The 13,401-nt window shown below is 52.8% G+C and carries 13 protein-coding genes; 8 read left to right on the top strand and 5 right to left on the bottom strand.

Going from position 1 to position 13,401, the window contains the following annotated elements:
- Positions 1-16 precede the first annotated feature (16 nt).
- The 4 genes from H8S02_RS11640 (at position 17) to H8S02_RS11630 (ending at position 1,822) form a co-directional block, all read left to right on the top strand.
- On the top strand, positions 17-337 hold the full coding sequence (locus tag H8S02_RS11640; protein ID WP_186970654.1) for a hypothetical protein: 321 nt from the start codon (positions 17-19) through the stop codon (positions 335-337).
- Positions 338-373: 36 nt separating this feature from the next.
- Entirely contained in the window at positions 374-499 is a 126-nt protein-coding gene (locus H8S02_RS12730; RefSeq protein ID WP_272884499.1) for a hypothetical protein, read from the top strand.
- A 24-nt stretch (positions 500-523) separates the two neighbouring features.
- Positions 524-1,006 (top strand): hypothetical protein, encoded by a 483-nt coding sequence (locus tag H8S02_RS11635; RefSeq protein WP_186970653.1) that lies wholly within the window; start codon positions 524-526, stop codon positions 1,004-1,006.
- A gap of 69 nt (positions 1,007-1,075) precedes the next feature.
- Positions 1,076-1,822, top strand: a complete 747-nt coding sequence (locus H8S02_RS11630; protein ID WP_186970652.1) for a Fic family protein — start codon at positions 1,076-1,078, stop codon at positions 1,820-1,822.
- Positions 1,823-2,210: 388 nt separating this feature from the next.
- Here the strand turns inward: H8S02_RS11630 and H8S02_RS11625 are convergent, their stop codons facing one another.
- Positions 2,211-3,344, bottom strand: a complete 1,134-nt coding sequence (locus tag H8S02_RS11625) for an IS3 family transposase (RefSeq protein ID WP_186970651.1) — start codon at positions 3,342-3,344, stop codon at positions 2,211-2,213.
- A 183-nt stretch (positions 3,345-3,527) separates the two neighbouring features.
- Here H8S02_RS11625 and H8S02_RS11620 point away from each other — a divergent pair, with 183 nt between their 5' ends.
- The 4 genes from H8S02_RS11620 to H8S02_RS11605 all read left to right on the top strand — a co-directional run bounded on the left by H8S02_RS11620 (position 3,528) and on the right by H8S02_RS11605 (position 9,096).
- Positions 3,528-6,011: an AAA family ATPase gene (locus H8S02_RS11620; protein WP_186970650.1), complete on the top strand. Its 2,484-nt coding sequence runs from the start codon at positions 3,528-3,530 to the stop codon at positions 6,009-6,011.
- Positions 6,012-6,309: 298 nt separating this feature from the next.
- Complete coding sequence (locus H8S02_RS11615; RefSeq protein WP_186970649.1) at positions 6,310-6,651, top strand: hypothetical protein; 342 nt, start codon at positions 6,310-6,312, stop codon at positions 6,649-6,651.
- Positions 6,652-6,836: 185 nt separating this feature from the next.
- Positions 6,837-7,742: a DUF4300 family protein gene (locus H8S02_RS11610; RefSeq protein WP_243166516.1), complete on the top strand. Its 906-nt coding sequence runs from the start codon at positions 6,837-6,839 to the stop codon at positions 7,740-7,742.
- A 157-nt stretch (positions 7,743-7,899) separates the two neighbouring features.
- Positions 7,900-9,096 carry an AfsR/SARP family transcriptional regulator gene (locus tag H8S02_RS11605; RefSeq protein WP_186970648.1) on the top strand — a complete coding sequence of 399 codons (1,197 nt, stop codon included), beginning with the start codon at positions 7,900-7,902 and terminating at the stop codon, positions 9,094-9,096.
- A gap of 43 nt (positions 9,097-9,139) precedes the next feature.
- Here H8S02_RS11605 and H8S02_RS11600 read toward each other — a convergent pair whose 3' ends face one another.
- The 4 genes from H8S02_RS11600 to H8S02_RS11585 form a co-directional block, all read right to left on the bottom strand.
- The gene (locus tag H8S02_RS11600; RefSeq protein WP_186970647.1) at positions 9,140-9,799 is read right to left on the bottom strand and encodes a DUF1847 domain-containing protein; all 660 of its coding nucleotides are present in this window, start codon (positions 9,797-9,799) and stop codon (positions 9,140-9,142) included.
- Positions 9,800-9,823: 24 nt separating this feature from the next.
- The gene (locus H8S02_RS11595) at positions 9,824-11,002 is read right to left on the bottom strand and encodes an ABC transporter substrate-binding protein (protein WP_186970646.1); all 1,179 of its coding nucleotides are present in this window, start codon (positions 11,000-11,002) and stop codon (positions 9,824-9,826) included.
- A 275-nt stretch (positions 11,003-11,277) separates the two neighbouring features.
- On the bottom strand, positions 11,278-12,057 hold the full coding sequence (locus H8S02_RS11590) for an ABC transporter ATP-binding protein (protein ID WP_186970645.1): 780 nt from the start codon (positions 12,055-12,057) through the stop codon (positions 11,278-11,280).
- Positions 12,051-12,998, bottom strand: coding sequence for an ABC transporter permease (locus H8S02_RS11585; protein WP_330601958.1), 948 nt, complete (start codon positions 12,996-12,998; stop codon positions 12,051-12,053). The genes H8S02_RS11590 and H8S02_RS11585 overlap by 7 nt, the downstream gene beginning before the upstream one ends.
- Positions 12,999-13,401 lie beyond the last annotated feature (403 nt).

Raw genomic sequence — 13,401 nt, 5'->3', positions numbered from 1 at the left:
CTGCAAGGTGATCCAAATGAAAAAAACACTCAAGCTCATGCCCGAATACCAATGCTATCCGCTGTGGCTGTACGATTCCGATGGCACATTAATTGACAATATTATTCCCGAAAGCCTGCAAGCCAACAAGGAATTGATGGACGCGCTGACTTCTGTACAGCAGCAGTTCGATGCGTTATACACGAATGCACCGCAGACATACCCCTACGTAGGTTTTCTCGACGAGAAATCCAAAGAACGTTTTATTCACGACTCATGGCGTGCCTACGAGCTGCTGTGCAACGCCGCACGGAACGAATACGAAGTCTTTTATGCCATTGATTATGAAGCGCTTTAAGTAAAACATCTCTGTTTCAGAAAAGGAGGCCCCGTCATGACTGCATTCACCGTAAAATACTACATGTACACCATTGGTACCGCGGATTTTCTCACGGTATTTTCCGCTGCGCTGGACAAGGCACGTGAGCTCAATGTGCCGCTGACAATCCGGGCGCTCTAATACGACTGTAGAGGTGATTGTGTCATGACCACAATGAACCAAGATCAGCTTCGTGCGATCTTCCACTATTTGAAAGTCCCTACAAGGGCTTATGACTTGGGCAATAATACGCGTCTGGACGCCTGCGCAACGATAGAACATACATCGCAGGGCTGGGAAGTATATGGCATTGAACGCAACAGCAAATATGATATTGAGGTATTCTCCAATGAAACCGATGCCTGTTATAATCTGCTTTATCGCATGACATACTATAGCGATGTTAATAAAACCCTGCCGAAATTAACTATCCATCAGCTGCATTCTATTCTGGTCTATCTGAAAGTTCCCGAAGAATTGTATGATTTCAGCGCCGGATATTTCGGTACGAATTGCTATTCCATGGAATGGACCGAACAGGGCTGGGAGGTATTCTTCGCCGTGAACGGTGAAAAGCACGATGTCACTGTCTTCGACAACGAAACCGACGCCTGCCTTGACCTGCTGTATAAGGTGATGCACCGGTAAACACCTTGCGCAGCAGCAACAGATTGGGTATAATAAAAGCAGATATCTGGCACAGCAGGAGAGCTAACTATGGCAGAAAGTTTTACCACTCGGCTTACCCAGCGTCTTCAAATCGAGCAGAAGAAAAATGACCACGGCGGCGTATACGCGTTCGCACAGAGAACGCTCGCCTACCATTCCAACCGAATTGAAGGCAGTACATTAACGGAAAAGCAGACGGCATCTCTGTTCGATACCGGCACCTTGACTTCGGAAGATGCGCTGATTCGCGCAAAAGACGTGGAGGAAATGACCGGTCACTTCCTGATGTTCAATGAAATGCTGAAAACCTATCAAGAGCCGCTTTCGCATGAACTGATTAAACGATATCATTACAAGCTGAAAAGCGGCGTATTTGAAGATATTGCAAACGGTTATCCGATCGGAGAATACAAGAATCGCCGGAATATCGTATCGGATATTACAACTGCGCTGCCGGAGGATGTCCACGCACGCATGACGACACTTCTGGACGAATACAATGCAGCAGACAAACATGATCTGCACGGATTGGCAAAGTTTCATGCAGATTATGAGGCCATTCACCCATTTCAGGACGGAAATGGACGAACCGGACGGCTGATCCTGTTTAAGGAATGTCTGAAAAACGACATTATCCCCTTTGTGGTAAATGACAGCCGCAAGGCAGAATATTATCATGCGCTGAATACCGCGCAGACAAAACAGGATTACAGCCTGCTGGAGCGGTTCTTCCGCGAGGAGCAGTTCGAATACCGCCAGCAGGTCGAGGGTTTCCTGCCACCGGTCAAAGAATAGCCAACGCCACTGCGGCTACTACGAGGCTACTGCCACCGAATATCGGCAGTCCCAACAGGGGCAGAAAACATACAAAAACCACACAAAATGTTGGTGAACTGCGCCTTTTTAGTAGTCGCTGCGATGCAAACACCTCACATAGCACCGCTCCGACTCCAAAGACCATGCGTTCGAATCGCACCGGGCGTACCAAAATGAATGACCCTACCCAATTCGAACAAGTCGATGAGACTTGAGGATTGGGTGGGGTCATTTTATGTCCTGAAAGTCTTGGTATGACAGGGATTTCAGTGAGTGGCGCGCTGAAGCAAATATGAGACACGAAAATACAAACCGTCTCAAAACGTAGTAGAAAACGAGTAAATTAGGCGATTCGAACACGGATGTCTCATTTAACAGTTGCACAGCAGCTCTCTTCCATTTGGCATGGCGTCAGATTTTTCAATGTGCGATGAGGTCGTTTGGTATTGTAAAACTCAATATAGGAAGCTACACTGGCTTGAAATGCTCTATCGGAAGGATGATCCTTTCGGTAGAGCTCTTCTTTTTTCAGCGATGCGAAGAAAGATTCTGCGACTGCGTTATCATGCGGTTTACCCGGTTGTGAAAATGATTGCTCTACATTGTGCTTATGTAAGAGCTGCTGGAGTCGATGGGAGGTATACTGCGCGCCTCGGTCACTATGAAAAATAAGACCAGACGGTGGCTGGCGTTCCTCATACGCCATTTTGAATGCTGCGGTGATAAGTTGAGTACTGTTCCTTTTTGAAATTTTATGTGCGATCACTTTGCGCGAGAAAAGGTCAATAATTACACAAATATAAAAGTAGTGATCCCTAAGTTTAAAACAGGTGACATCGCTGACCCACCGCTGATTTGGCTGATCAGCAGTAAATTGCTGCTGCAATATATTCTTCTTTCGTTCCGTCTCACGAAGCTTTAAATATTCCTTTTTTGCTGTCGACCGAACACTGCTCAAGCCCATCTCACGCATGAGTTGTGAAATATATTCCGCACTGACCTGGTGTCCACGCTGAATGAGAATCGTTCGAATTTTCTCTGCACCCAACACCTGCCTATATTCGTCAAACACATCACGGATGATCTGGCAGTATTCTTGACGGCGTTTATCAAACCAGGCGTTGCCGCGCTTGCTGCGCAGTATGTGGTTATAAAATGTACCTCGGTCAACATCCAATGCTTCACAGATCGTATGGACTTCATATTTTCCATAGAACGGCTCTAAAGCATGCAGCCGCTCTTTCAATGGGGCAGATACCAAACAATCGACAGACTTCAGAATTGTGATGATATTCTGCAATTTTTCAACTTTGCGTTGGAGTGATGCGTATTCTTGATAGGAAAACTTCAACGGCTTTCCAATGCTGTCCGAAGGAAACGATTTGAGCCAGCGGTACAGGGTGCTACGAGAGATAGCAAGTTCATTGGAAAGAGCGGTGATTCTTTCGCCTTGCTGATAGCGTGCGACAATGGATAGCTTTTCTTCGTTTGAATACTTCATAGGATTCCCTCCTTCGAGGTAGAGGATAACATACAAAAGAGAGAACGAAAATTTACATAGTGTTGTTGCTAATAGTGCCGAATGGAATAAGCCATGCTTTCCAATTCGTAGATTCGACAAATGATTGCATTGAGCACGCTGATTTGATATAATTTAGGTCACAGCAGAGGGGGTGTCTACAGAATGCAAGTTCCAGAATTTACTGTAGTGGATTTCAATGCCGGCTTTGGCGGACGCTCGCTTGCGTTTCGCGATTGTGGTTTTTCTGTTGTAGCTGCCGCAGAAAGTGATCCCGTGAAACAGGAGATACTTCGCGGAATCGTTCCGGATATCCCTATTTTCACAGAGCCGATATCACTTGAAAATCTTTCATCGCTTCCGGGCACAGATATTCTGATGGCCGATATACCTGCGGAGAGCCTTGCAAGGCAGCGCGTGGATCAGAAAAAGGGCGATGTGGATTCTTATCTGCATTTGTTCTCCGAATTCATTTTGTGCAATCAGCCAAAAGCGTTTTTAATACAAATTCCGGCTGTGTTGGTTCAGGGTAAATCCGTCTCATTCCTCAGCACTGCCGCACGGCGCAGATATGTTATAACATACCGAGTATGCAGGGAGAGCGAGTATTCCGGTTTTCCAGTGAATGGAAGGCAAGCCTATTTTGTTGGAATTCGCAATGATATTGGCCCGGAGCGATTCTGTTTTCCGAAGCCAATATATGAGTCTCCATATCGTATACCATTTCGGGAAGCACCGGAAGATGTGGAACCATGGTATCGCAATGTTCCAAGACGATTTGGGACGCATTCTCTTGAACGCCTGTTTCCCTTCTATAACAGAAATTTTAAGGGAGAAGTGGTCGGCGGCGAACAGGTATCCGTTCGTCCTTATGAGTGTTATCTTGTGGACGAGATCGGAATGCGGCGAATAACGCACAATGAATACGCATATTTAAAAGGCTATCCAAATTACCCTTTTAACAATTGCAAAAACCGGTTTAAAGCATATCGAATGCTTCAGTCGGCGCCAGATATCTACATTGTGCGGGCGATCGCCGCGAGTCTCCGAAATTATTTGGAGCATAATACAGAAACGCCGCACTTTGAAGACTGGCCTGCATACAGAGTACCTCTGGAAGAAGATGTTTCTGACAAAAGAGGCGATGCCTTGACAGAACAGAGAATTTCGACAGACAGAATTATAAAGCCACGAAATAAAATCAGACGCCTTCAAATCGAAAAACTGAAGGGATTAAAAAAGCTGGATATTCTGTTTGAGAAAAATCTGACGGCCATCATGGGTGTTAATGGAGTTGGAAAATCCACCGTTTTGCACGCACTGGCCTGTATGTTCTCCCCGGATGAAAAAGGCGAGGATCATAAATGGAAATTCTTTTTTACCCCGACACCGGATGCTTCCTGGCAAGGCAGTCAGATGGTATTGACCTATTTTGACGAAAACACACAGACGGAGAATCAGCGCAAGTATCGAAAAAGCACGGATCGGTGGTCCCCCAGATATACCAGTCGGCCCAAGCGGGATGTTTTTTATCTCGGGATTGATTCCGGACTGCCTGAAATCGAAAAAGAGCGTCAGACTTCCTATATCGACTATCACACAAGTGTCTCAGAGGATCGGCTGGCGGAACGGATCGTACACACTGCGGCACAAATATTATGCAAGGACTACCAATCCTTAACAGATCATGCAGTGAAAAACAAGCATTTCTTTGGAGTCCGCACCTTATCGGATATCAACTACTCAGCCTTGAGCATGGGTGCCGGAGAGCAAAGGCTGATCAAGATTTTGACGGTGGTATACCATGCGGCTCCATATTCCCTGATCCTGATTGACGAAATAGACCTGCTGCTTCACAGCAACGCACAGAAACAACTGATAAAACAGCTGTCCGATTTGGCACAGAGGAAGAATCTGCAAATTATTTTTACAACCCACTCGCTTGAAATTGGGAAGCTGACAGAATTTGTTGATATACGGTATCTGTACCACACAAGAGAAAAAACGCTGGTATACGACCGGATAACACCGGATATCATTTTTGATATGAACCGGGAAAGTACGCAGCCGCTCACTGTCTATGTTGAGGACGACCTCGCGGAAGCCATTGTCTCACAGCTTTCCGACGGATTACGAATATCCAGATATGTCAATATTCGAAACATCGGTTCGGCTCAAAACGCATTTACATTAGCAGCGGGGATGATGATTGAGGGGAATTCTCTTGAGCATCGGCTGATCGTTTTAGATGGCGATGTTTATCGGACAGATGAGGACAAGAAAAGGCAGCTGCGCAGGCTGCTGTCCGGAACAGAGACGAACCATGACGATAAGATTGATGCCGCGCTTTCGCTGATTACACAGTTTTCTCTGCCTGAGGGGAACTGCCCGGAAAAATTCATTTATGATCTGCTTTTGGATGTGGATGGAGCGGATGAAGCGACTGATTGCGCGAAGCAGGTTACAGGAGTTGTGGATAGTCACGATTGGTTGAATCAAATTGTGGAGCGGATGAATCAGGATCGAAAAATTGTTCTGCTTAAAATCATTGAGCAGGCCGCAGAGAGCGACAAGTGGTCCACATACGTTGAACGGGTGCGCAGATGGCTAATAGAGCAGGCAAAGGTGTTAAATCTCTATTCACCATAAAATTACTCTATAATGTAAATGATTACGCATCCTTTTTGGTGCATGTTTGCTGTGCAAGCTTATCCTGCGGAGGAATTGAAAAGCAAGGAAAATCTGGCTATGGCTTCCTTTGCAAACATTCCTTTCCTTGCGGGCAACGAAAAATCCAGTATCTTTTCTGCCAACACATGACACGTCGGAGCAAGCTTTATATCGTTTGCTCCGACTTTTTTCAAAAAGTCAGAGCGCACTCATTTCGCTGCTCCTCCTTTTCAAGCCGCAAACGCTCCGCTGGTTTGCGGCTTGATGAGATGGGGCTTTGGATTGGTGCATCTTGTTCGTCAACATAGTCCAACAAAGAAGTCACGACGAAAGTCGTGACTTCTTTGTTGGGTTCCGCTCATTTTATTCGCTCCACCCTTCGGAGATTTCAATGCTCGGGGTCGGCAAAGCCGCCCCTGCGCAATTTGTTTTGCGGGGCAAAACGAATTTACGGCGCATAAGCGCCGCCGGCCAGAAGGCCGGTTTTGCCGCTTATCCCTCCCGCTGGGCTTCGATTTGGTGGGACATGATCGGCGGGCAGTGCATCTTTTTCGTCAACACAATGCATGTTAAACCGCTTGTTTCGTTGAAATGGGCGGTTTTTTGTTATCTTTTTTGAGTGTTACTATAACAGAGTAAAACCGAGGCTGCTGCGTGGCAGCCGGACTGGAATGGCCGAGCTGACGCGCAAAGAAAATATGATCACACAGGATGGACTTTTTTCGCCGATGCGTGTACAGTATAAGGATACAGACAGATCACGAATCCGTCCCGCAGGGGCGGTCACAGGAAAGGCGAAGATCAATGATAAACCGGAAAAGAAAGCTGCTGCCCGTCCTTGCGGCGGTCAGCCTCATGCTCGCAGGCCTCTCGGGCTGCGACGGACACGCAGAGCCGCCGCTCGAAGCCGCGGCGTACTCCAATCTGACAGATGCAGCCTCCAGAGGGCTGCTCTCCGAGTCGCTCGCAGACTCCGGCATCAGCGAAAACAGGGTCAGCATTCTTCTTGACCGCGTCGATCAGTTCAACGCCAGCGTCAAGAACGAATGGCTGACGGAGGGCTTTGAGAGCGGCGCGCCGACCGATACCAAATATGACCCTTATGAGATGCAGGAGCTGTGGACGGAAAAGAACGGGAGCTTTCTCGGCTACAACTGCCGCATCACGGCCTTCAGCCTGTTCGGTGAGTTCATCACTGCCGGGGCAGACCAGCCGGAAACGCAGGGCGAGGACGCCCTCTTTCTGGATATCGAAACGCTGACCGCAGATCCAGCCGTTCTCTGCGGAGACAGCACATCCAAATTCTGTGCGCTGTTTGCGCCGGTGACTGCTGCGGACAGCACGGAGACGGCGGAACAGGTCAAGGCTCTTCAGGCAGGCTGGGCGGAGCGCGGCGTTGCCTTTGAAGAAGGGGCTGCCCGGCTGATCTCCGTGGTGCTCCATGACCGGTTCTCGGATACGGACAATACCCTGTTCATCGGACACGTGGGCGTCCTGCTGCCAGCCGGGGACGGCAGTCTCTATTTTGTTGAAAAGGTGGCGTTTCAGGAGCCGTACCGGCTGGTCAAGCTCCGAAACCGGATCGAGCTGAACGATTATCTGATGGAAAGATACGATACCTCCTGGGATCAGGACACGGCGCGCCCGTTTATCATGGAAAACGACAGTCTCATGGAGGGATACCGTACCGTTCCGACAGCGGCGAACTGAGAATACCGCCGCGAAGCGCCGCAGTTTTCGCTGTCCGGTGCTGCTTTATATACGATTTACTTGTAATTTTCCGATATTTGTGATATGGTGTAAATAGAAAACAGCATGACAAGACAGCTGCATGGATTTTTCGGACAGGCGGGGGGGAAAAGCTGCAATGAGCGAAACGATACAGGTTCAAATGCTGGGAGAATTTACGATCCGCTACGGAGACTGCGTCATCTCAGACAGCAACGACCGCTCGCACCGGGTATGGTCTCTGCTCGCGTATCTGCTGGTCAACCGCCGCCGCGAATTTACGCAGGAGGAGCTGATCAACCTCTGCTGGAGCGGCGGAACGGGCAGCTCGGACCCCGCAAACGCGCTCAAGTCGGTCTTTCACCGCATCCGTGCACTGCTCGACCGGCTCGAGGACGGACTGGGACACCGGCTGCTCCTCCGCCGGTCGGGTCGGTATGTGTGGAATGAGGAGGTACCGATCACGCTCGACATCGAGCAGTTTGAGGAGCGGTGCCGCAGAGGAGACCGGGAAAAGGAGCCGGAGGCGCGTCTGCGCGCGTATCAGGCTGCGGTCGGCTGCTACCGCGGCGATCTGCTGCCGCGCCTGTCGGGCGAGATCTGGGTCATGCCGCTCGAGACGTATTACCACGGCCTGTATGCCGGGGCGGTATCGAGCGCGATCGAGATCCTCGAGGACTGCGGACGCACGGAGGAGCTGGCCGCGCTGTGCCGGCAGGCCGTTAAGATCGAGCCGTACAAAGAGGAATTTTACGAGCATCTGATGTGTGCGCTCATCGAGAACGGAGACAACCGGGAAGCCATGGCGGTCTATGACGACATGAGCGAGATGCTGTTCTCGGATTTCGGCGTCATGCCGGGAGAGACCCTGCGCAAGCTGTACCGGCAGGCATCGCGCACGGTCAACGACCATACTCTGTCGATGGACGAGCTGCGCATGCAGCTTCAGGAGGAGAACAGCGCCGGCGGCGCGATGCTGTGCGAATATGACTTTTTCAAGATCCTGTATCGTATGCAGGCGCGTGCGGTCGCACGCATGGGCATCGCCGTGCATATCTGTCTGCTGTCGGTGACGGCGAAGGACGGTTCCGCCCTTGCGCGTCGCAGTCTGGACGGCGTGATGGAAAAGCTGCCGCCGCTGCTGCGCGGCAATCTGCGGCGCGGCGACGTTATCTCGCGGTGCAGCGTGTCGCAGTTTGTCATCATGCTGCCGCAGGCGAATTACGAAAACAGCTGCATGGTCGCGGAACGGCTGACCGGCGCCTTTTACCGCCGTTATCCGCATTCGTCCGCGCGCCTGCGCTGCATGGTGCAGCCGCTCATTCCAAACGAATAAAAAGAAAGCTCTCCGCAGTTCAGGTCGATGCGGAGAGCTTTTTTTACAGATTCAGATTTTTGAAGCGGGAATACATGGACTGTGCGCCGTACAGGGCGGCGGCCGGATTGTGCTGGAGCACGCGGTCCTTGACGATCATGACGGTGGTCGGAACCTTGCTGTGACGCAGGAACAGCGTATCGTGACCGACGCACAGGCCGATGACGATATTGAAGTCGCAGCCGTTCGCGGCGAGCGTTTTCGCCTGCATGATCGGGTTGCACATGGACTCGTGGCCGCAGCCGCCGTTGAGCTTTTTCTCGTTCGGCACGCCGATCTCGGTCTTGTCCACCGCGCCGACCTTGCAGCCGACGGTAAAGTAATCGATGCCGCTTGCCTTGAGGATGCGGGCGAAGATCGAGGTCTCGCGCATCAGACCGACGCAGGAGGCGATGCCGATTTTCTTGAAGCCCATGCGCCGGATGAACTCGATGGTCTCCTCGACGCGCGTCAGGCGGCCGTAGAATTCGCCTTCGATGCAGGCGGAGGTGCGGGCGATCCTGCCCTGAAGCTCGTCATTTCTGTAGATCTCGAGCGTCTCGTCCAGCAGATCCCTGTCAACATTGGTCGTCAGGCAGAACGGGGGATACTGATCCTCGCTCGCCGAGCGGCAGCCGAGTCTGCTGCAGTCCGAGCAGCTGTGCGTGCATTTGATTTCTGACATGATATCCTTTCCTCCCTGTGTCCGTCAGGCTTTTCTGGTGGTGTCAGGCTTTTCGATCTTGCCGCCGCAGCAGTCGTTCTCCTCGGCCTCGGCCGCTTCGGTGAAGCTGACCGAGGAGGCAGAGGCGGACGGAGCGGCTGCGGTGGTGCCGGAGGAGGCCTCCGGCGCATCCGGCACATCGTCGAAGAAGATGTAAGCATTGTCTGCGAATTTCTGTGCGTCGGTGCCTTCCTTGAGCACGCCGATTTTGCTCAGCTCCTCGGCGTTCAGCTTGAGCGCGTCATAGCCGCCCTGAACCGAAGGCTTGTAGTTGTAGGTCTTGAGGATCTGTGCGCAGAAATCGACATCGCCGGAGACATACTGCTTGTCAACGATGATCTTTGCGGTCTCGTCCGGGTTCTCCTGCACCCATTGAGAAGCCTTCTGCACCGCACGGGTGAACGCTGCGGCAGCCTTCGGGTTTTCGGCGGCGAGCTGGGAGGTGACGAACGCATTGCAGCAGTATTCATCCTTGTACTTGGGATCGGTTGCGGTGTCGATGAGGGCGGTCAGACCGTACTGCTCCTCCGCGATGGATGCGGTCGGGTCGCCGAGGGCGATCGCGTCGACCGCACCGTTCTCGAGCGCCTGCGGCAGGTCGTTGCGCGAGTAGACCGAGAACTCGACCTCCATGTTCTGCTCGGTCACGCCGATGCCGGCCGCGCTGAGCGAACGCTTGGAAACAACGGTTGCGGCGTCGGCCAGACCCGGCACGCCGATCTTTTTGCCCTTGAGGTCAGCGATGCTCTTGATGTCGCTGTCGCCCGGGACGAGCAGCTTGGTGCAGCCGGTGTGCAGGCCGGTGGTGAACTTGATGGGCAGGCCGTTTTCGATCGGCTGGAGCAGCTTGCCGATCAGACCCATGCCGACATCGACCTGATTCGCGCCGATGGCCTCGGAAACGTGCGCCGCATCGACCGTTACCTGTTCGATATCGAGGTTTTCCTCCTCGAAATAGCCGTTTTCGATCGCGATATACATCGGCGCCGCGCACAGCGAGGGGGAGTAGATCAGGCGGAGATGGGTGGTCCCGCTGTCCGAAGCGCCGTCAGCGGAGGCGTCGGACGAGGCGGTACTGCTGCTGCCGCAGGCGGAGAGCGAGAGGGCGAGTACGCCGGCGAGTGCGCTGCTCAGCACACGGGAGAAAATTCCGTTCTTTTTCATGGATATCGTTCCTTTCGAGGAGTAGGGTGGGTGTTTTGCTTTAACAGAGGTAGGTGTTTGGTGGTGCAATAATTAACAGCGGAGGAAATCCCGCGCTTTCAGCGCGGCATTCAATCGGGCATCTTTGATGCCCGAAAAAAGCCGGGGCGTGTACCTGGTTTTTTTCACCCCGACCCAGACGCCTTGGGCGGCGCCGTTGGGGTATCACAGAGTGGTTTCTTCGGAACCGCTCTGTGTATATAGGGGGATTTTGAATTCCCCTATAAAGCGAAGCGTCAGATGTAGTAGTTCGGTTCCTCGACCTTGCCGCCGTAGTGCAGGCGGCGCAGGATCTCGCCGCGGTACTGGAGAAAGTCCTCCGAGCTGCGCGCACGCGGGCGGGAGAGCTGGATATCGAGCGTGCCGGTGATGCGGCCGGGGCGCGGGGTCATGACGACGACCTTGTCCGAGAGATAAACGGCCTCGTCCACGTCGTGCGTTACCATGATGGCGGTCATGCCGGTCTCCTTCCAGATGCGCAGGATCTCATCCTGCATATTCATTCGGGTGAAGGCGTCGAGTGCGCCGAGCGGCTCGTCGAGCAGCAGCACCTTGGGCCTGCCGACAAGGGCGCGTGCGAGAGAGGCGCGTTGGCACATGCCGCCCGAAAGCTGATGCGGATAGGAGTGCTCAAAGCCCTTGAGGCCGACCATTTCGATGAACTCATCGACGCGGTCCTTTTCCTGCTTGTAGATGCCGCGGGCGCGCAGGCCGAAGGCGATATTGTCGTAGATCGACAGCCACGGGAACAGCGTGTGCTCCTGGAACATGAAGCCGCGGTCGGCGCCGGGAGCGGTGACGGGCACGCCATCGAGCGTCAGCTCGCCCTCGTCCATCTGGATGAGGCCGGAGATCAGACGCAGGAGCGTAGATTTGCCGCAGCCGGACGGGCCGATGAGCGACACGAACGAGCCGGAGGGGATTTCGAGCGACACATTGTCGAGCGCGGTGATGCGTTCTCCGGTTGGGTTGATAAAGTGCTTGGAGACGCCCGAAATGGAGATATTTCCTACCATTTGATAACTCCTTTCTGCCATGCAAGGACATGATCGCGGAATTTGAAGAGCAGGGTGATGAGGATGAAGAACGTAACGGCGATGATGATCAGACCGGCGTAAACGTTCGCGTAAGCCATCATTTCCTTCTGCCAGTTGATGTACCAGCCGATGCCGTACTTCGCGCCGAGCATTTCGGCGGTCACGAGCGTGATGAACGACGAGCAGGTGCCGTTGAACAGGCCGAGGAACATATGGGGCATGGCGGCCGGGATGCCGACCTTCACGATGCGGTAAAGGCTGCCGGCGCCGAGCGTCGAGGAGACCTCAAAGTACGAGTTGGGGATGGAGGCGATGCCGCTGCTCGTGAGAACGGTGGTCGGGAACCATACGGCGAGCGCGATCAGGAATGCGCTGGCGGAGACGGCGGAGGGAAAGGCGATCAACACGATCGGGATCCATGCCGTCGAGGGGATCGGGCCGAGCACGCGGACGAGCGGCTGAACCCAGTAGGAAAAGGTCTTGCTGAAGCCGATGGCGATGCCGGTCAGCATGCCGACGAGCGCGCCGCAGAACCAGCCGATGAGCAGCAGGCGTGCCGAGTAGGCGAGGCACTTGGCGAGGAACGTGCTGTCCTCGACCAGAACGCCGAACACGCGGTCGAGCGACGGAAAGTACAGCACCGGGAGAACGGCGAACTTCACGGTCAGCAGGTTAAGGATGTTGAAGAACAGCACAGCGCCGGCGTAGAAGAGCGCCTTGTATTCGAGCTTTTCGCGCAGCGCCGGACGGGCGAAGGACGCGATATAAACTATGAGGTACAAGACGAGCGCCGCGATCAGCAGCCAGGTGAAATACGGGTGCTCGGCGGCGGGGTGCTGTAAATTGTCCGGCAGGAGCGCGTCGAGCGCGAGCGCCAGAACGATGGACAGGACCGGCAGGGCTTTGATAAATTGCTTCACGGTTGGGAAACTCCTTTCGACAAAAAAAGCAGGAAGCACACGCCTCCTGCATACAGAATGATGCTTTTTCAGCACATTCGACATGTCACAAGGGAGCGCATACAACAGCAGCGGTGCATACACATACAGCAGGTCGGCATACAGTTCATTCGGCTCATGGTGCGTTCTCCTTTCAATTCATATAATTCCTATGTGAATTAGTATGATTGCAGTATACGCGCCATTGTCCTGTTTGTCAATAGGATTACTATGATTTCGTCGGACGAGACAAAAATATAAAAATCAGCCGCGCTTTTTTGGCGATAAGAGAGAAACGCCGCAGTGCCGCCGCTCAAGATCAGCCGCGCGAATGCTGCGGACAGACTGACCCTGAAAAAATAAAGCGGACTGGCCCTTTTATACA

The organism is Agathobaculum hominis (assembly GCF_014288055.1).
In the GTDB taxonomy this organism is placed as follows: Bacteria; Bacillota; Clostridia; order Oscillospirales; family Butyricicoccaceae; genus Agathobaculum; species Agathobaculum hominis.
The sequence above is the reverse complement of the archived record's forward strand: the minus strand, read 5'-3'. Positions and strand labels throughout refer to the sequence as shown.